The organism is Actinophytocola sp., from assembly GCF_045807065.1.
Classification (GTDB): domain Bacteria; phylum Actinomycetota; class Actinomycetes; order Mycobacteriales; family Pseudonocardiaceae; genus Actinophytocola.
In genome coordinates this window covers 1-19179 of the sequence record NZ_JBJMIE010000666.1, presented here as the reverse complement: position 1 = coordinate 19179, position 19179 = coordinate 1, and the positions used below count along the sequence as shown (strand labels likewise).

17 protein-coding genes are annotated in these 19179 nt (G+C 71.2%); 12 read left to right on the top strand and 5 right to left on the bottom strand.

From position 1 onward, the window contains the following. The 11 genes from ACJ73U_RS39205 to tuf all read left to right on the top strand — a co-directional run. Nucleotides 1-666, top strand: a 666-nt coding sequence (locus tag ACJ73U_RS39205) for an IclR family transcriptional regulator (RefSeq protein WP_407782845.1), incomplete at its 5' end; no start/stop codon positions are given. After that, nucleotides 666-1049, top strand: a complete 384-nt coding sequence (locus tag ACJ73U_RS39200) for a RidA family protein (protein ID WP_407782844.1) — start codon at nt 666-668, stop codon at nt 1047-1049. The genes ACJ73U_RS39205 and ACJ73U_RS39200, both read left to right, overlap by 1 nt. A gap of 188 nt (nt 1050-1237) precedes the next feature. Further along, a complete protein-coding gene (gene uraD, locus ACJ73U_RS39195) occupies nt 1238-1729 on the top strand; it encodes a 2-oxo-4-hydroxy-4-carboxy-5-ureidoimidazoline decarboxylase (protein WP_407782843.1) in 492 nt (163 codons plus the stop codon). Next, nucleotides 1726-2022 (top strand): hydroxyisourate hydrolase, encoded by a 297-nt coding sequence (gene uraH / locus ACJ73U_RS39190; RefSeq protein ID WP_407782842.1) that lies wholly within the window; start codon nt 1726-1728, stop codon nt 2020-2022. The genes uraD and uraH overlap by 4 nt, the downstream gene beginning before the upstream one ends. A 2-nt stretch (nt 2023-2024) precedes the next feature. Beyond that, nucleotides 2025-2879, top strand: a complete 855-nt coding sequence (pucL, locus tag ACJ73U_RS39185; RefSeq protein ID WP_407782841.1) for a factor-independent urate hydroxylase — start codon at nt 2025-2027, stop codon at nt 2877-2879. A 3-nt stretch (nt 2880-2882) separates the two neighbouring features. Continuing rightward, nucleotides 2883-3731 (top strand): FAD binding domain-containing protein, encoded by an 849-nt coding sequence (locus tag ACJ73U_RS39180; protein ID WP_407782840.1) that lies wholly within the window; start codon nt 2883-2885, stop codon nt 3729-3731. Continuing rightward, complete coding sequence (locus ACJ73U_RS39175) at nt 3732-4235, top strand: (2Fe-2S)-binding protein (RefSeq protein WP_407782839.1); 504 nt, start codon at nt 3732-3734, stop codon at nt 4233-4235. It begins immediately after the preceding gene. Further along, a complete protein-coding gene (locus tag ACJ73U_RS39170; RefSeq protein ID WP_407782838.1) occupies nt 4232-5578 on the top strand; it encodes an 8-oxoguanine deaminase in 1347 nt (448 codons plus the stop codon). The genes ACJ73U_RS39175 and ACJ73U_RS39170 overlap by 4 nt, the downstream gene beginning before the upstream one ends. Then, a complete protein-coding gene (gene pucD / locus ACJ73U_RS39165; protein ID WP_407782837.1) occupies nt 5575-7872 on the top strand; it encodes a xanthine dehydrogenase subunit D in 2298 nt (765 codons plus the stop codon). The genes ACJ73U_RS39170 and pucD overlap by 4 nt, the downstream gene beginning before the upstream one ends. Before the next feature lie 319 nt (nt 7873-8191). Continuing rightward, complete coding sequence (locus tag ACJ73U_RS39160; RefSeq protein WP_407782836.1) at nt 8192-10255, top strand: putative bifunctional diguanylate cyclase/phosphodiesterase; 2064 nt, start codon at nt 8192-8194, stop codon at nt 10253-10255. A 272-nt stretch (nt 10256-10527) separates the two neighbouring features. Continuing rightward, nucleotides 10528-11715, top strand: a complete 1188-nt coding sequence (tuf, locus tag ACJ73U_RS39155; protein WP_407782835.1) for an elongation factor Tu — start codon at nt 10528-10530, stop codon at nt 11713-11715. Between the two features lie 38 nt (nt 11716-11753). Here the strand turns inward: tuf and ACJ73U_RS39150 are convergent, their stop codons facing one another. Next, complete coding sequence (locus ACJ73U_RS39150; protein WP_407782834.1) at nt 11754-13256, bottom strand: FAD-binding oxidoreductase; 1503 nt, start codon at nt 13254-13256, stop codon at nt 11754-11756. Between the two features lie 226 nt (nt 13257-13482). Then, complete coding sequence (locus ACJ73U_RS39145; protein WP_407782833.1) at nt 13483-13704, bottom strand: hypothetical protein; 222 nt, start codon at nt 13702-13704, stop codon at nt 13483-13485. 235 nt (nt 13705-13939) lie between these two features. Between ACJ73U_RS39145 and ACJ73U_RS39140 the strand changes: the two genes are divergently transcribed. Further along, nucleotides 13940-15649 carry a dihydroxy-acid dehydratase gene (locus ACJ73U_RS39140; protein ID WP_407782832.1) on the top strand — a complete coding sequence of 570 codons (1710 nt, stop codon included), beginning with the start codon at nt 13940-13942 and terminating at the stop codon, nt 15647-15649. A 335-nt stretch (nt 15650-15984) separates the two neighbouring features. Here the strand turns inward: ACJ73U_RS39140 and ACJ73U_RS39135 are convergent, their stop codons facing one another. The 3 genes from ACJ73U_RS39135 to ACJ73U_RS39125 are packed head-to-tail and all read right to left on the bottom strand — an operon-like array spanning nt 15985 to nt 18739. Then, a complete protein-coding gene (locus tag ACJ73U_RS39135; RefSeq protein WP_407782831.1) occupies nt 15985-17520 on the bottom strand; it encodes an alpha-amylase family glycosyl hydrolase in 1536 nt (511 codons plus the stop codon). 19 nt (nt 17521-17539) lie between these two features. Next, a complete protein-coding gene (locus tag ACJ73U_RS39130; protein ID WP_407782830.1) occupies nt 17540-17668 on the bottom strand; it encodes a hypothetical protein in 129 nt (42 codons plus the stop codon). Nucleotides 17669-17695: 27 nt separating this feature from the next. Continuing rightward, nucleotides 17696-18739: a LacI family DNA-binding transcriptional regulator gene (locus ACJ73U_RS39125; protein ID WP_407782829.1), complete on the bottom strand. Its 1044-nt coding sequence runs from the start codon at nt 18737-18739 to the stop codon at nt 17696-17698. Between the last annotated feature and the right edge of the window lie 440 nt (nt 18740-19179).

The following is a 19179-nucleotide window of genomic DNA, read 5'->3' as shown; positions in this document are numbered from 1 at the left end:
TCGGTCCACAAGTCGACCGTATTGCGACTGCTGCGCACCCTCGAGTCGCACCGGTTCGCACAACGCAGCGGGGTCCGGTACTACCGGCTCGGCACCTCGCTGTTCGAGCTGGCGTTCCGCGCGCTGGACGAGCGGGACGTGCGGCGCAGCGTCGAGCCGGCCCTGCGGGAGCTCAACGCCGAGACCGGGCACACCGTGCACCTGGCCAGCTACGACGACGGCGAAGTCGTCTACATCGACAAGTACGAGGGCCGGCACTCGGTGCGGATGTACTCGCGCGTCGGCAAGCGCGCGCCACTGCACTGCACGGCGGTGGCGAAGGTGTTGGTCGCCGCGATGCCGGAGCATCAGCGCAAGGCTGTCGCCGAGTCGATCACATACGAGAAGATGACGCCGAACACGATCACCACGCCAGGCGCGTACCTCGCGGAGCTGGCGCGGGTGGCCGAGCGCGGGTACGCGATCGACGAGGAGGAGCACGAGGAGCACATCCACTGCGTGGCCGCGCCCATCCGGGACGCGCGCGGCGAGGTGGTGGCGGCGCTGTCGCTGTCCGTGCCACAGCTGGTGCTCGACCTCGACGGCCTGCTCCGACTGGTGCCCGCGCTCCTCTCCGCCGCCGCGCGGGCGTCTGCCGAATGCGGTTTCACGGAGAGGAGCAACTGATGGCGAAGGTCGCGATCCACCCGGAGGGCACGAAGATCCCGACGGTGCCGCTCACCCACGGCATCCGCAAGGGCAACATCCTGCAGGTGGCGGGCCAGGTTGCCGTCGACCCCACGACCAACGAGCGCGTCGGCGCCGGTGACGTGACCGAGCAGACGCGGCAGGTCATGCGCAACGTCAGGAACGTGCTGGCGGCGGGCGGCGCCACCTTCGACGACGTCGTGATGTGCCGCGTCCACCTCACCGACGTGGCCCACTTCGCCGAGATGAACGACGCCTACCGGGAGTTCTTCGAGGGGTCCTTCCCGGCCCGCACCACGGTCTACGTCGGCCTGCCCGAGGGCCTCCTGGTGGAGATCGACGCGCTGGCCGTGCTGGAGTAGGTCCCAGCGCGCCCGGCGTGGTGGGGCACCATGCCAGGCTGGTGGGCGCGTACGAGCGGAACAGTGGAGACGAACGAGCGCCCGGAGGACGCGGGCGTCGAGGTGCCGCGTGCCAGCGCCTCGAATTGGGCAGCGGGCGGTGCCGGAACGGCGCCACCGGCGGGGGTGTCGCCGGTACAGTTCCGAGGATGCCCGACCAGTTGTCGCTCGACCGGCTGAACTTTGAGGAGCCGGTCGTCGCGGAGCGCGATCTGCTCGCCTGCTGTGCCTCTCGCCGCTGGGCGGACGAGATCCTCGCCCGCCGGCCCTACCACGACCTCGGCCAGCTGCGGACCGTCGCCGAGCAGGTGCTCGCCGCGCTGTCGTGGGCCGACGTCGAGCAGGCGCTCGCCGCCCATCCCCGCATCGGCGAGCGGGCCGAGGGCACGTCCAAGGAGGCCGGCTGGTCCCGCGACGAGCAGGCCGGCGCCACGCCGAGCGACGAGCTGGTCGCCGGCAACCGGGAGTACGAGCAGCGGTTCGGGCACGTCTTCCTCATCTGCGCCACCGGGTTGACCGAGCAGGCGATCCTGGGTGTCCTGTGGGAGCGGCTCGGCAACGATCCGGCGACCGAGCGCGACACGACCCGTGAGGAGCTGCGCAAGATCGTCCACCTGCGGCTCGGGAAGGCGTTCGGATGAGTCTGTCCACCCATGTCCTCGACACCAGCGAGGGACGGCCCGCGGCGAACGTCCGCGTGCGGCTCGAGCTGCACGACGACGGATGGCGCACGATCACCGAGGGGCACACCGACGACGACGGCCGGATCAGCGGCTGGGACACCCCCGAGCCCGGCGTGTACCGGCTCGTCTTCGAGATCCGGGGCGAGTTCTACCCCGAGGTCACCGTCGTCTTCCGGGTCACCGACGACAGCCACTACCACGTGCCGCTGCTGATCAGCCCGTACGGCTACTCGACCTACCGGGGGAGTTGACCATGGACATCAGGCTCGGCGACAACCAGTACGGCAAGGCGGAGACCCGACTCGTCCGGGTGACCCGCCACCCGGACGGCCACGAGATCACCGACCTCAACGTCAGCACCACCCTGGCCGGCGACCTCGCGGCGGCACACCTCGTCGGCGACAACTCCGGCGTGCTGCCCACCGACACGCAGAAGAACACCGTCTACGCGTTCGCCCGCGACGGCACCGGCGAGATCGAGGACTTCGCGCTGCGACTGGCGCGGCACTTCGTCGACACCACGCCGACCATCCGCCGCGCCCGCGTGCGGATCGAGCAGTACAGCTGGGAACGGTTCGGCCACCACTCCTTCGTCCACAACTCCGGCACCCGCACGGCGACCGTGACCTACGACGGCGCGGCGGCGACCGTGGTGTCCGGGGTGGACGACCTGGTCGTCATGAACACCACCGGCTCGGAGTTCCACGGCTTCCACAGGGACAGGTACACGACGCTGCCGGAGACGGACGACCGCATCCTCGCCACCGCGGTCCGCGCCCAGTGGCGGCACGAGCACGCGGAGAACGAGGACTGGCAGGACTCCCACCGGGGGGCCACCGGCCAGCTTCTCGAGGCGTTCGCCGACACGCATTCCCTGTCCCTGCAGCAAACGCTGTACGCCATGGGCGAGCGCGTCCTGCGGCACCGGGACGAGCTGGTCGAGGTGCGGCTGTCGCTGCCGAACAAGCACCACTTCCTCGTCGACCTCTCGCCGTTCGAACTGGACAACCCCGGTGAGGTCTTCTTCGCCGCCGACAGGCCGTACGGGCTGATCGAGGGTACGGTTGTCCGCGACGGCGCCCCGGATCCCGGCCTTGCTTGGTGGTGATGGATGGACTTCCTCCGACCGTCCACTGTGGATGAGGCGCTGGCGCTGAAGGCCGAGCACCCGGACGCCCTGCCCATCGCCGGCGGCACGGACGTCATGGTGGAGCTGAACTTCGACGTGCGCCGCCCGCCCGCCCTGATGGACCTCGGCCGGCTGACCGAGCTCGCCGAGTGGCGGCGCGCGAACGGGCACGTCCGCCTCGGCGCACTGGTGCCGTACGCCCGGATCGTCGCCGAGCTGGCGGACACCCTGCCGGGGCTGGCGATGGCCGCGCGGACCGTCGGTTCGCCGCAGATCCGCAACCGGGGCACGGTCGCCGGCAACCTCGGCTCCGCGTCTCCCGCAGGCGACGCGCATCCGCCGTTGCTCGCGAGCGCGGCGGACGTCGAGGTCGCCTCGGTCCGTGGCACGCGGACGGTGCCCGTGCGGGAGTTCTTCACCGGTCCCAAGCGGTCGGTGCTGGCGCCGGACGAGCTGATCACCGCCGTGACCGTGCCGGTGCGGCGGGGACCGCAGCAGTTCGCGAAGGTCGGCACCCGCAACGCCATGGTCATCGCGGTGTGCTCGTTCGCCGTCACGATCGACGTGGCGGAGAGGACGGTCGGCACCGGGATCGGCTCGGCCGGCCCGACACCGCTGCGGGCGGTCGAGGCCGAGGAGTTCGCCGCCGCGCAGCTGCCGTGGGAGTCGCGGGATCCGTTGCCCGACAGCGTGTCCCGGGAGTTCGGCCGGCTGGTCGCCGCCGCGGCGCGGCCCATCGACGACGTGCGGGGCAGCGCGGACTACCGCCGCCACGCGCTGTCCGTGCTGGCGCGACGCACGCTCGGCTGGGCGTGGCAGGAGGGGGAGTAGATGCGGGTCAACGTGGAGGTCAACGGCGAGCGCCGGACCGCGGACGACGTGTGGCCGGGCGAGAGCCTGCTGTACGTGCTGCGGGAGCGGCTCGGCCTGCCGGGCGCCAAGAACGCCTGCGAGCAGGGCGAGTGCGGCTCCTGCACGGTCTACCTCGACGGCACGCCGGTGTGCGCGTGCCTCGTGGCCGCCGGCCAGGTCGAGGGCCGGTCGGTACGCACCGTCGAGGGACTGGGCAGCGAGAACGAGCTGGACCCCGTGCAGGACGCGTTCGTGCGGACCGGCGCCGTCCAGTGCGGGTTCTGCACGCCCGGCCTCGTGGTCGCCGCGCACGACCTGGTCCACCGCAACCCGGACGCCGGCGACGCGGAGATCCGCGAGGCGCTGGCCGGGAACCTGTGCCGCTGCACCGGTTACGAGAAGATCCTCGACGCGGTCCGGTTGGCCGCCGGCCGAGTGCGGGAGCGAAGCGACCAGAAGAGCACAGTGAGGGAGCAGGCGTGAGGATCGCCATCGAGAACGCCGCGATCGCCACCGTGGACGGCGAGGAAGCCGGCACCGAGTACGCCAGGGGCCACGTCGTCATCGACGACAACGTCATCGAGGCGGTCGGTGACGGCGCGGCGCCGGGCGCGGTCGACCGCCGGATCGACGCGAGCGGATGCCTTGTCACCCCGGGGTTCGTGAACACCCACCACCACCTCTACCAGTGGGCGACCCGCGGCTACGCCCAGCAGTCCACGCTGTTCGAGTGGCTCACCGAGCTGTACCCGGTGTGGTCGGGCATCGACGAGGAGATCACGCACGCCGCCGCGGTCGCCGGCCTCGTCCGCCTGGCCCGCACGGGCGCCACCACGGCCGCCGACCACCACTACCTCATCCCGCGCGACGGCGGCGACGTGTTCGCCGCGACGGTCGAGGCGGCCCGCCAGGTCGGCGTCCGCCTGCACGGCGTGCGTGGCTCCATGGACCGCGGCGAGTCCGACGGCGGCCTGCCGCCGGACGACATCGTCGAGACCCTCGACGGCGCGCTGCGCGGCACCGCCGAGGCCATCGACCGCTTCCACGACCCGTCACCGCAGGCGCGGGTCCGGATCGCGGTCGGCCCCTGCTCACCGTTCTCGGTCAGCCTCGACCTCATGCGGGAGGCCGCGAAACTGGCACGGGACAAGGGCGTCCGCCTCCACACCCACCTCGCCGAGACCCTCGACGAGGAACGCCAGTGCCTCGCCGAGCACGGCTGCACCCCGGCGGAGCTCGCCGACCGGCTCGGCTGGCTCGGCCCGGACGTGTGGTTCGCCCACGGCATCCACTTCGCCGACGACGCGGTCAAGCGCCTCGGCGAGACCGGCACCGGCGTCGCGCACTGCCCCAGCTCGAACCTCCGGCTCGCCGCCGGCATCGCCCGCGTGCAGGACCTGGTGCACGCCGGCTGCCCGGTCGGCCTCGGCGTCGACGGCTCGGCGTCCAATGAGGACGGTGGTCTCGGCATCGAGCTGCGTCAGGCGGTCTACCTGGCGCGCCTGAAGAACGGCCCGCACTCGGCCACCGCGCGCGACGGGCTCTGGCTGGCCACCAGGGGCGGCGCCCGCTGCCTCGGCCGGGAGGACGAGATCGGCTCGCTCGAACCGGGCAAACAGGCCGACCTCGCGGTGTGGCGGCTCGACACCCTCGCGCACGCCGGCATCGCCGATCCCGTCGCCGCGTTGGTGCTCGGCCCCCTCCCACCGCTGAAGTTGCTGCTGGTGGGCGGAACCCCGGTCGTCGAGGACGACGAGATCCGCACCGTCGACGAGACCGCCGCCGCGACCGCACTCCGGGCAGCGTCCGGGCGGCTCCGGCGATGACCACCACACAACCACTCGTCACCACCATCAGCGGCGGGGTCGGCGACAGCCCGCCGAGACCCGACGGCGCGCAGAAGACCCGCGGCGAGTTCGCCTACTCCTCCGACCTGTGGGCCGAGGACATGCTGTGGGGCGCCACGCTGCGCAGCCCGCACCCCTACGCCCGCATCAGGAACGTCGACCTCACCGAGGCGCTCAAGCTCCCCGGCGTGTACGCGGTCCTCACCCACGAGGACGTCCCGGGCGCCAACGCCTACGGCCTCGAACACCCCGACCAGCCCGTCCTCGCCGTCGACGTCGTGCGGTACCAGGGCGAGCCGGTCGCGATCGTCGCCGCCGACCACCCCGAGACCGCGCGCCGCGCCGCCGCCCGCGTCGCCGTCGACTACGAGGTGCTGACCCCGGTCACCGACGCCGAGACCGCGATGCGGCCGGAGTCGCCGGTCCTCCACCCGGCCCACGGCAGCAACATCGTCCGCCACTGCCCGATCCGCGCGGGCGAGGAGAACCCGACCGCGGACGTCGTGGTCACCGGCGAGTACACGGTCGGCATGCAGGACCAGGCGGTCCTCGGTCCCGAGTCCGGGCTCGCGGTGCCGGCCGAGGACGGCGGCGTCGACCTCTACATCGCGACGCAGTGGCTGCACGCCGACCAGCGGCAGGTGGCGGGTGCCCTCGGTCTCGACCACGACAAGGTGCGCCTGCACCTCGCCGGCGTCGGCGGCGCGTTCGGCGCCCGCGAGGACCTGTCGATGCAGGTCCACGCCTGCCTGCTCGCCCTGCACACGCGCAAGCCGGTCAAGATCGTCTACGGCCGGGAGGAGTCGTTCTTCGGCCACGTCCACCGGCACCCGGCCCGGCTGCGCTACGAGCACGGCGCGACCCGCGACGGCGACCTCGTCTACGTCAGGGCCGAGATCCTCCTCGACGGCGGCGCGTACGCCTCGACCACCTCGGCCGTCACCAGCAACGCGGCGACCCTGGGCGCCGGGCCGTACCGCGTGCCGAACGTCCGCATCGACTCCTACGGCGTCTACACCAACAACCCGCCCTGCGGGGCGATGCGGGGCTTCGGCGCGGTGCAGGCGTGCTTCGCCTACGAGTCGCAGATGGACAGGCTGGCCGCGGCACTGGGCATGGACCCGGTCGACCTCCGCGTCCGCAACGCGGCGGAGCGCGGCACCCGGATGCCGACGGGGCAGGTCATCGACGCGCCCGCGCCGGTCGCGGAGCTGCTGGAACGGGTGCGGGCCAAGCCGTTGCCCGCCGCCCCCACCGCACCGCGTGACCTGCGCGAGCTGCCGGGCGGCGTCGCCAACACCACCCACGGCGAGGGCGTCGTGCGGGGCGTCGGCTACGGCGTCGGCGTCAAGAACGTCGGCTTCTCCGAGGGGTTCGACGACTACTCGACGGCGCGCGTCCGGCTCGAGGTGATCGCCGGCGAGCCGGTCGTGTCCGTGCACACGGCCGCGGCCGAGGTCGGCCAGGGCCTGGTGACGCTGAAGGCGCAGATCGCGCGGACCGAGCTTGGCGTGCAGCGCGTGCAGATCCAGCCGTCCAACACCTTCGTCGGCAGCGCGGGGTCCAGCTCGGCGTCCCGGCAGAGTTACGTCACGGGCGGCGCGGTCAGGGCGGCGTGCGAGCAGGTCCGTGCGGACGTGCTGGCACGGGCCGTCGCGCAGGGGCTGCCCGCCGTCGGGCTGGCCGGCGAGAAGGTGGTGTCGGCGTCGAACGAGGTGCTCGCGAACCTGGTCGACGTGCTCGGTGACGAGGGGGTCGAGCGGACCGTCGAGTGGCGGCACCGCGCGACGGAACCTCTCGACCCGGCTACCGGGCAGGGTTTCGCCCACGTGCAGTACGCGTTCGCGGCGCACCGGGCCGTGGTCGACGTGGACGTCGAGCTGGGGCTCGTGCGGGTCGTCGAGCTGGCGTGCGCGCAGGACGTCGGCAAGGCGATGAACCCGGACGCCGTGGTCGGCCAGATCCAGGGCGGGTCCGCGCAGGGGCTCGGTCTCGCGGTGATGGAGGAGATCCAGGTCGTCGACGGCGTCGTGCGCAACCCGTCGTTCACCGACTACCTCATCCCCACCGTGCTCGACATGCCGCCGATGTCGATCGACGTGCTGGAGCTGGCGGATCCCCACGCGCCGTACGGGCTGCGGGGCGTCGGCGAGCCGCCGACCCTCTCGTCGACGCCGGCGATCGTGTCCGCCATTCGGGCGGCTACCGGGGTGGCACTCAGCCGCATCCCGGTTCGCCCTGACCACATCGTGGCACCGGATTCACGCATCTAGGTACAATTTCTCCACAGAAATCTATCGCAGCGTGACGAAATACGCGGTGGTGCTCTCTGTCGGAACCTGGTAATGAGTAGTGTGACGATTACCCTCCGGCGTTGCTGGAGCGTAGTCGCATTCCGTGTGCGGCGTGCCTGAATGAGCGACAGTAACCCACGGTAGTTCACCTGAACGGACTACAGCATGACACGTAGGGTGTCCGCAATAGCGGTGATTGCTCCCCGTTTGGGTGCAGAGGGGTTGCGCATTCACTGGTAATGTCACAACCCGCTGAACCGGAGAAGGACAACCATGACTTGGCCACTGGATGGCTCCGGTGGATCGATCTGAGCTGGCGCGGGAGTGGGCGGGCGCGCTTGAGCAGATCATCTACATCGCGCGGGCGCGTGAGGACGTCGAGAGCGGGTTGATCAACGCACTCGGCGAACTTGCGGACGCCACCTGCGGCGAGCCGTTCGACGCCACCCTCGTGACCGCCACCGCGGATCGGTTGGTGGAGCTGGGTTTGACCAGCCCTGAGTGTGTCGATTTGTCGATCAAGGTACTGGGTGCGCAGATGCCGAAGCTGTCCGGGGTCGCCGACCTCGACGGACTACCCGGCCGGCTCGTGCTCGTGTTCGGCGCCCTGGCCAGGGGGTTCGCCGAGTCGATGCGACACCGCCTCTCCGAGGAGCAGGAGGCGCTGACGCTCGCGCTGATCCGCGCCCGCGAGAACGCCGAGAGCGCGTTGCGGGACAGCGAGGCGCGCTTCGAGGAGATCTTCTCCACCTCCAGCGTCGGCATGGCCATCACGGACCTCGACTTCGACGTCATCCGCAGCAACCGGGCGCTCGCGAACATCCTGGAGCACAAGGGCGGCAAGCTCGCCGTCACGAGACTCGACGAGATCTTCCGCCCGGACGACCTGGACTACCTGCGGCTGCGGTACCAGGTGCTGCACGAGGAGGGCTCGCCGCCGTTCCGCGAGCGCCGCAGCCTGCGCAAGAGCGACGGCGAGGAGGCGCTGGTCTTCCTGTCTGCGTCGGTGCTGCGCGACCCGGACGGCACGCCGCGGTACTACGTGACGACCGTGGAGGACGTGTCGGAGCGGCACTTCCTCGAGAGCCAGCTGCGCTTCCAGTCCATCACGGACGCGTTGACCGGCCTGCCGAACCGGCAGCGGTTCGAGGGACGTCTCGAGGAGGCGCTGTCCGGCAAGAACGCGGCCGAGGAGCTCACCATCCTGCACCTCGACCTCGACCGGTTCCACGCGGTGAACGACGGGCTCGGCCGGGAGGTCGGCGACCGGCTGCTGCAGACGGTCGCGTCGCGCCTGAGCGACATGTTCACCGAGGAGAAGGCGACCGTCGCGCGGTTCGACGGTGACGAGTTCGGGGTGCTGGTCGAGCACCAGCCCAGCACGCCGCCGTGCGCCGTCATGGCGATGCGGATCAACGAGGAGCTGGCCGAGCCGGTGTTCGTCGGCAACCAGGGCGTCGCCGCCACCGCGACGATCGCCGTGCTGCACGACCCGAAGCCGGACCTCACGCCGTCGGACCTGTTGCGTGCCACGGACATCACGCTGCGCCGGCTCAAGGCGGGCGGCCGCCGGCAGTGGGGCATGGTCGACGAGCAGCAGAACGCCACCGACCGCGAGCGGCTCAACCTCGCGAGCACCATGCCGGGCGCGTGGGAGAACGGCGAGATCGAGCTGGAGTACCAGCCGCTGGTGTCCGTTCCGGACCGGAACGTCGTCGCGGTGCAGGCGTTGTTGCGGTGGAACCACGCGGACGGCTCGCTGGACCACGAGCGTTGCCTGCAGGCGCTCGCGGAGACCGGGCTGTCGCTGCCGATCGGCCGGTGGATGCTCTCGCGTGCGTGCGAGGAGCTGAAGTCGCTGCCCGGCCGACCGGTGCTGTACGTGGAGCTGCCCAAGGAGCTGGCCGGCGACCAGGACCTGGTGGCCACGGTCCAGGCCGTGCTGTCCGACGCCGGGCTCGCGCCGAAGGACCTGCGGATCGGCATGCCGGTGCAGGCGCTGTGCACGCCGGACGGGATGGCCGAGGACAACCTCGAGGTGCTGGTGGACCTCGGGCTTTCCGTTGTGCTGTACGAGTTCGGCACGACGAGCGGCGACCTCGGGTGCCTCGAGGACCTGCGGATCTACTCGGTGAAGATGGCCACTCGCGTGGTCAACCGCATCGCCAACCGCAGCAGCGACGAGACGCTGTTCACCCGCGTCATCCGCGACCTGGTCCCACTGGTCCGCGGCGACGGCACCCCGGTCATAGTGGGCGACATCGACACCGCGGAGCAGTTCGACTGGTGGCGCCAGGTCGGCGTCGACGCCGTCATCGGTGACTACACCGGCGCACCCGGCCCAGCCACCTCCCTGACCTGACGCGCGGGTCCCGCGTTCGGCACGCGAGCGGTGCGCGAAAACCGGATGACGGGCGGTTCCCCGTCCTGTCATCCTGTGCGGCATGTTCCTGGTGGTCGTGATCGATGCCGTGGCGGGCGCTGCCCTGCCGGGCTCGGTCGCGGCCGCCTTGCCGGCGTCCGACGGCGTCCGAAGCTGACCCTCCTCCGCGTGGCCTGATCACGGGGAACCCGCCGAGGAGGGTGGGTCCGACACGGTTCTCCGGTCTTCTTCCGTCACGCCAAGGAACTCTCATGAGCAAGAAGCAGTTCGTGCGCACCAAGCCGCACCTCAACATCGGCACGATGGGCCACGTCGACCACGGCAAGACCACGCTCACGGCCGCGATCACCAAGACGCTGGCCGAGCTGGACCCCACCACGACCTCCTACGTCGCGTTCGAGGGCATCGACCGCGCGCCGGAGGAGCAGGCCCGCGGCATCACCATCAACATCGCGCATGTCGAGTACGAGACCGCCACGCGCCACTACGCGCACGTGGACATGCCAGGACACGCGGACTACGTCAAGAACATGATCACCGGTGCCGCCCAACTCGACGCGGCGATCCTGGTCGTGTCCGCGCAGGACGGTGCCATGCCGCAGACGCGGGAGCACATCGTGCTGGCCCGGCGGATCGGGGTGCCGCACGTGATCGTCGCCCTCAACAAGGTCGACCTCGTCACCGACGGTGAGTGGCTCGACCTCGTCGAGCTGGAGCTGCGGGAGATGCTGTCCCGGTACGGCTTCGACGGCGACGCGACGCCGATCGTGCGGGTGTCCGGCCTCGGTGCGCTGCGCGGCGAGCCACAGTGGACCCAACGCGTGCTCGACCTCCTGCGGGCGGTCGACGAGCACGTGCCGGTGCCGCCTCGGCCCGTGGAAAAGCCTTTCCTGATGCCGGTCGAGAACGTGCTCACGATCACCGGCCGCGGCACGGTCGTGACCGGCGCCATCGAGCAGGGCACGGTCGCGGTCGGCGAGCAGGTCGAGGTGGTCGGGCTCGGGCCGGGCCTGACCAGCGTCTGCATCGGACTGGAGACGTTCGGCAAGACGCTCGACCGGGCCGAGGCCGGCGACAACGCCGCGGTGCTGCTGCGCGGCGTCCGCCGCGACGAGGTGCGGCGCGGGCAGGTGCTGTGCGCGCCGGGCTCCGTCGCCCCGCACACGAGGTTCGTCGGGCAGGTGTACCTGCTGTCCACACAGGAGGGCGGCAGGACCACCGGCTTCGCGAGCCACTACCAGCCGCAGTTCTACTTCCGCACCACGGACGTGGTCGGGACCGTCGAGCTGCGGGACACGGAGTTCGCCCGCCCGGGTGACTCGGTCGAGCTGGCCGTGTCGCTCGGCAAGCCGGTCGCGATGGACGTCGGGCTGGGCTTCGCCATCCGCGAGGGCAACCGGACGGTCGGCGCGGGCACGGTCCAGGAGCTGCTGGACTGACCCGAACGGGGGTGTCCGCTGTGGACACCCCCGTTCCGTCAGGCCCCGATCGCCTGGGGGAAGCGGAAGAAGGCCGCCGGGTCGTAGCGGCGTTTGACCTGCGTCAGCCTCGGGTAGTTCTCCGCGTAGTAGGCCGTGCGCCAGTCGGTGAGGCTGGCGTCGACGGTGTTCTGGTAGTTCTCGCCGTTGCCGTACCGGTCGGCGACCGCCTTGCCGCCCGCGGTCCACGCGGCGACCGCCGCGTCGTCGTCCGGCGTCGGGGCCGACGTGGGCAGCGTGGCGTTGAACCCGAGCAGTGCCACGGTGTTCCGGTGCACGTACGCGGTGTCCGTGCGCCGGACCCGGTTGATGCGGCCGCCGAGCCAGCTGATGTTCATGACCGAGAACTGGCTGGCCGAGCCGGGCGCGGTGAACGCGGCCAGCGCCTCGTCAATGCCCGCGGCCGGCAGTGCGGTGCTGAGCATCCGGCCGCGGCCGGAGCTGAAGGTGTGCCGCGCCAGCGCCGCGTCCGGGTTGTCGCCGCTGCGGTGGCACTGCTCGGTCGTCTTGTCCGCGCAGCCGAACGCACGCATCATCGCGTCCCGGTAGGACAGGTCGGTGACCGTTCGGCTGGCCGGCGTCGTGCCCGCCGCGCTGACGAGTGCGTCCAGGTACGGCTCGAGGCCCACCGGGTCCCCGCCCTGCCAGCTGCCGCCGACGATCACGGTCGGCGTCGGCCCGGCCTTCACGACGGTCAGGTTGCCCTCGAGGTCGTCCGGGGCGGCCAGCATCCACTGCTGGAAGGCGGCGATCACCCGCGGCGCGGCCGCGAACGGCCAGGTGAGGCTGTAGGTCGGCAGCCTGCTGATCTCCACCGGCCGCACCTCGTACCGGGTGACCACGCCGAAGTTGCCGCCGCCACCGCCACGCAGTGCCCAGAACAGGTCCGGGTGGTGGTCGGCGTCGGCCCGTACCACGCTGCCGTCGGCGAGCACCACGTCGGCGCAGACCAGCCGGTCGCACGCCATGCCGTTCTTGCGGGACAGCGGGCCGAACCCGCCGCCCTGCACGTAGCCGCCCGCGCAGACGGTGGGGCAGCTGCCCGTGATCAGCGCGAGGCCCTGCGGGGAGAGCGTGCCGACCGCGTCCACGCCGTGCGCGCCGGGCCCGAGCGCGACGGTCGAGGTGCCGAGCGTGAGGCCGCGTAGTCGTGACGTGTCCAGCACGAGCCCGGTGGTCGTCGACCAGCCGGCCGCCGAGTGGCCGCCGCTGCGCACGGCCAGGTGGAGGTCGTTGTACTGAGCGAAGGACAGGACCGTGCGGACGTCGTCGACGGTCTCGCAGTAGGCGACGCCCTGGGGGGCGATCGTGTCGAAGTAGCCGCTGTCCAGCTGCTTGGCCGCCGGGTAGGCGGCGTCGCCGGGCAGGACCAGGTCACCGGTGAGGCAGCCGCGCAGCCGGTTCCAGTCGGGTCCGCTCCGGGCGCTCGCGCCGGCCCGGCCGGTCAGTCCCAGGCCGGCGAGCGCGAGGCCGCCACCGAGGAGCGTTCGTCGTGTGAGCACCAGCCCAGTGTCGGTTATCTAGGCGCTGACCTGCGGAAACTTCCCGGACATCCGGGAACAGTTCCCAGCCGTGGTGGGACCGGGCGGCCGGCGGAATTATTTCGGTGTTACCGGCAAATGCCGGTTGGTTAACGTCGCTAAACAGGTCCGCGGTGGGTGGTGGAGTGATTACCGCGGGGATTTTTGCCGTTTTACCAGTTGATCTGGCAATCGGCCTAGGCGAAAGTCACGCGGCGGCTGGCGCGGGAGCCAGCGCGGCCTCTCCCGCGACGGTCACCGCGGCGGGCACGAGCGTGCCGACGGTCCCCTGGTACGCCGGCTCGATGAGCCCCTCGTGTGCGAGCGTGTGCGCCAAGTACTGGTCGCAGCAGGGCACGCCGTCGATGAACAGGTCCGGCTCGCTGGAGCAGCGCAGCTGCGCACGCCCCGCGACGACTGCTCTCAGCATGGACAGGGCTCTGTGGTTCAGACCTTCTGGTAGCGCCGACATGGTGATCCCCGGTGTGTGTTCGTTTGCCTGTGGAGTATGTGTAGCACGCGGTTCTGACAATTCGTTGGACGCTCGCCGAACCTCATTGGTTTCATCGAACTTCCTAACCGAGTGTTACCAACAAAGAGTGCCCCACGTCCAGTCAGATACGCACCCTTCCCAAAAGGGCGACACCCGGATGTACCGTTCGATCATGTCTGAGTCGCAGCGCCGCAGCCAGCAGTGGTATGCCGGAGACGGCCGAAACGCCTATATCCACCGCGCGTGGATGCGTCGGGGCCTGCCGAGGGAGGCGTTTGACGGTCGACCACACATAGCGATCGCCAATACGGCTTCCGACCTGACTCCGTGCAATGCTCACTTGACCGAGGTAGCCAAGTCGGTCGCGGACGGTGTCTGGGCGGCCGGCGGCGTGCCGCTGCACCTGCCGGTCGTGTCACTGGGTGAGACACTGCTGCGACCGACCGCGATGCTGTTCCGGAACCTCGCCGCCATGGCGACCGAGGAGATGCTGCGCGCCAACCCGATCGACGGCGTGGTGCTGCTGGGCGGCTGCGACAAGACCATCCCGGCACTGCTGATGGCGGCGTGCTCGGTGGACCTTCCGGCGCTGGTCGTGCCGGGCGGCCCCATGCTGACCGGGCATTTCCGCGGCGTGCCGCTGGGCTGCGGCACGGACGTGTGGCGCCTGTCGGAGGAGGTCCGGGCCGGCACGTTGTCCCGCGCGGACTTCATGCGCTCGGAGTCGTCCATGATCCGCAGCCGCGGCCACTGCAACACGATGGGCACCGCGTCGACGATGGCGTGCGTGACCGAGGCGCTGGGGATGACCATCCCGGGCCTGGCGGGCACGCCGGCGCCGGACAGCGGGCTGCTGGAGATGGCGCACCAGTCGGGTCGCCTGTCGGTGTCGCTGGTGGCGGCGGACCGCCGCCCGAGCACGGTGCTGACCCGGGAGTCGTTCCTGAACGCGATCGTGGCACTGGCGGCAATTGGCGGCTCCACGAACGCGGTGGTCCACCTACTGGCGATTGCCGGCCGGGTAGGCGTGGACCTGTCACTGGACGACTTCGACCGAACCGGTTCGGGTGTCCCCCTCCTGGTGGACCTCCAGCCGGCCGGTAAGCACCTGATGGACGACCTCCACCGGGCCGGCGGCCTGCTGGCGGTGCTCCGCGAGGTGTCGGACCTCCTCTCCCCGGAAGCGATCACCGTCACGGGCGAACCACTGACGTCCTACCTGCCGGACGCCCGCATTCACGACGAGTCGGTCATCCGCTCCCGTTCGGCGCCCCTGCAGGAGTCGGCGGGCATAGCCGTGCTCCACGGCAACCTGGCCCCCTCGGGCGCGGTGATCAAGCCGGCCGCCGCCACCCCGGCCCTCCTGACCCACCGAGGCCGCGCAGTGGTCTTCGACTCGATAGAACACCTGAACCAGTCGATCGACACGATCGACGTGGACGAAGACGCGGTCCTGATCCTCCGCGGCTGCGGCCCGAAGGGCTACCCGGGCATGCCGGAAGTGGGGAACTTCCCCCTGCCGGCGAAGCTGCTGGCCAAGGGCGTCCGCGACATGGTCCGAATCAGCGACGCCAGAATGAGCGGCACGGCGTACGGCACGGTTGTCCTCCACGCGGCCCCGGAGGCGGCGGCGGGCGGCCCACTGGCCCGAGTCCGCACCGGCGACCCGATCATCCTGGACGTCCCCAACCGCCGCCTAGACGTGGACGTGGCCGACTTGGACTCCCGCCCGGTAGCCGAGGCCGCGGCGACGGCGTTCGCCACCCCGACCCGAGGCTGGCAACGCCTGTACACGGACCACGTCCTACAGGCCAACGAGGGCGCCGACCTGGACTTCCTCCGCGGCGCCACGACCACGCCCCCAACCCGCGAGTCCCACTAGCCGCGCGCCTTCCGCGCCTCTTGTACCAAGGGGCAGCCCCCACCACTCCCCGGGGGCCGCCCTTGGTGCCATTCTACCCGGCGGAGGCGACAAGATCGCCGTCCTGGCCCGCCGGGAGGGCAGTTGTCCACAGCGGCCCCGGTTATCCACAGGACAACGCTCGACGCCGTGGAATGTCGCCGCAGTACCGTAGGCTGGATTCCGGGGGGCCGGAGGCCGCCCGCGTTCTCGTTCGGGTGCTGCGCGGGGCGAGCGGTCCGTTCGTGCGGATCAGCGACGACTTTGCCGATGGCGATGCCTGGCCGGCAACCGAGGGCCACCGGCCGGTCCCCGGGTCAGTCGGCGTAGATGGCGTAGCTCGCGCCCGTCATGTGGAGTACGCCGTCGCGGATGTCGGCACCGTGGCCGAGTACCTGGGTGCCGTTGATCGGGATGTTCGTCGCCACCGGGTCGAAGCCCGGGTTCACCGCGACGGTGAACCGGTCGCCGCGGCGGTAGACGAACGGGTAGCCCGGGTTGATGATCCGCACGGTGCCGGACGTGCCCAGTTCGGCGTTCTCCTTGCGCAGTGCGATGAGCTCCCGGACGAGACTCAGCGTCGACGCCGGGTCGGCCTGCTGGTCCGCGACGTTCGGGCGGGTCGGCGACGGGTGTGGTGGCAGGTACGTCACCTCGGGGTCGGCGCGTTCCCACTGCATCGGGGTCCGCGAGCCGGCGCGGTTGTAGCCGGCCCACGACAGGCCCAGCACGCTGCCCTCCACGTCCGGCAGGCCCGGCTGGTACTGCATGCCGATCTCGTCGCCGTAGTAGATCGCCGGCAGGGTCGGCCAGGTCAGGATGAACACCAGCGCGGTTCGGGCCTGCTCCGGCGTGCGTGCGCCGGCCACGAGCCGCGGGTAGTCGTGGTTGGCCGTGGGCAGCACGATGTATCCGGAGTCGCCGATCACGGTCATCGCGGTGGCCCACTCCGCCAGGAACTCCGACACCGTGCCGGCGCCGGAACCGTCGAAGTAGCACGGCCTCGGGCGGAACGAGTGGTCGTGCACCGCGCCGTTGTGGAACAGCGACCGGAATGCCTGGCTGCTGCCGAAGTGCAGGAAGAAGTCCGCGTGGAAGCCGGCCGGCACCGACACTTCCGGTTGCGCCCACTCGCTGAACAGCGCGGCGCCGGGGTGCGCCTGGTCGAGCCAGCCACGCAGCTCCCGCCACAGCGCGGCCGTCTCCTCCTTGCCGGGGTCGTCCTTGACCAGCGAGGACGCCATGTCCACGCGGAAACCGGCGATTCCGGTCCGCAGCCAGTAGTCCATGATGTCCCGCAGCGCCTGGCGGTTCTCGCGCGGGCCGGGCGCGTCGACGGGCTGCCGCCACGGCTCGGCCTCGTTCGTCCTGGCGTAGCCGAAGTTCAGCGCGGGCTGCACGGGGAAGAAGTTGGGCAGGTAGAAGCCCGGCCGCCGGCCGGGTGACGGCTGGAAACCCGGCGCCTGGCGGTCCGCCCAGATGTAGCGGTGGTCGGCCGGGTCGTCGGCCGAACGGACGAACCACTCGTGCTGGTTGGACGTATGCCCGGCCACCAGGTCGAGCAGCACCCGGATTCCCTTGCGGGACGCGGATTCCACGAGCTTGGCCAGGTCGTCGCGGCTGCCGTAGCGCGGGTCGATCGCGTAGTAGTCGGACACGTCGTAGCCGGCGTCCAGCATCGGCGAGGCGAAGCACGGGTTGAGCCACACCGTGTTGACGCCGAGCCACGCGAGATAGTCCAGTTTGGACTCGATGCCGTCGAGGTCACCGATGCCGTCGCCGTTGCTGTCGGCGAAGCTCTGCGGGTAGATCTGGTACAGCACGGCGTCGGCGAGCCAGGATGGCACGGCCATGGGCAACTCCTCGCGTCGATCAGCTCGGGGTCAGCCGTAGCGACCGGAACCCGGGCACGGGCAGCTCGACGGCGACCGTAGCGACTCCGTCGTCGCCGATCGCCACCTCCGCAAGGTACTCGATCGACAACGTGGCGGTGGCACGCAACGTGGTCCGCCTCGGCAGGACGGCCCGTCAGTTCGCGGAGGGGCAGCCGCAACTCTCGCGGCGGGTCTGGGTGACCGGGAGCATCACCGAACGCGGCTCGCGGGTGGGCTCGGCCAGGCGCTCGATCAGCAGGTTCACCGCGGTCTCGCCCAGCCGCCGCATCGGTTGGCTCACCGTCGTGAGGCTGGGGCGGACCATCCGGCCGAGCGGGATGCCGTCGAAGCCGACCACCGCGACGTCCTCCGGGATGCGGACGCCGCGGCGCTCCAGCACCCCGTACGCGCCGATCGCCATCTGGTCGTTCGCGAACACCAGTGCCCGCGGCAACGGGCCGCGTTCGGCGAGCTGCCGGGCCGCCGCACGGCCGCCCGCCTGGGTGAAGTCGGCGCGCACGTCGGGTTCCGCCGGCACGGGGAGGCCGGCCTTCTCCAGCGCCTCCTGGAAGCCGAGGAACCGGGCGTGGGCGTCCGGGGAGTCCGCCGCGCCACCGATGAACGCCAGCCGCCGCAGGCCGTGGTCGTCGGTCAGGTGGGTGGTCAACTCCCGCGCGCCGTCCTGGTTGGCGACCTCGACGTGGTCCAGGTTGTCGATCTCGCGCGGCCCGGCGATCATCACGACCGGCAGGCGCCGGGACATCAGCTCGAGGTCCTCGGTGGCGATGGTCCGCGCCAGCACGGCGAACCCGTCCACCCGGCCGGCGACCGACGCCACCAGGCTCTGCGGTCCGTCCGCCAGCGACGCGGCGATCAACAACGCGTACCCGCGCCGCCGCGCCGCCCGCTCCATGCCCCGGGTGATCTCGTCGGCGTAGAGGGTCTGCTCGTCGACCTCGTTGCTCTGGTCGATCTCGGGGTCCGCGTAGTCCGGGAAGCACAGGCCGAGCACGCCCGTGCGGCGCGACGCGAGCCCGCGTGCGTTCCCGCTCGGCACGTACCCCAGCTCCCTGGCCACCGCGAGCACCCGGTCCCGGGTCTGCTCCCGCACCGAGTCCGGGTTGCGGTACACCCGCGACACCGTCGCGATGGAGACGTTCGCCCGCTCGGCGACGTCGTAGACCGTGGGTGCTCCCACCAGTGAACTCCTCATGTAAGCGCTTACGGTAAGCGCATTCAGTGGTCACGCTACCGCGCCGCTCCCTGCCTCGCGAGCGAGGCGCCCGCGAGTCTCGCCTCCGCACCGGCGGTTCGTCGGCCACATCTGTCCTCTGTGGATGGTCTTCTCAGTCCCTGGACGCTCCACCCGTCCCGTTGACCGGCCCACGCGCGGGATGTTGCGATGCCAGACGTGACTCCTGCCCTGACCAAGCGGCGCCGCGTCGACTCGTCCGGTGTACGTGATCTCAGGGAGGCGGCGCGGTCATGACCGTTCACCTGCACTGGTTCCTGCCGACCTCCGGCGACAGCCGCGGCATCGTCGGGGCCGGGCTGCGCCCGAGCCGCGACGCCGACGCCCCTGCTGCCCAGGCGTCCCCAGCGGGGGGCGCGGCGGTGCCGCGGCCGCCGGACATCGAG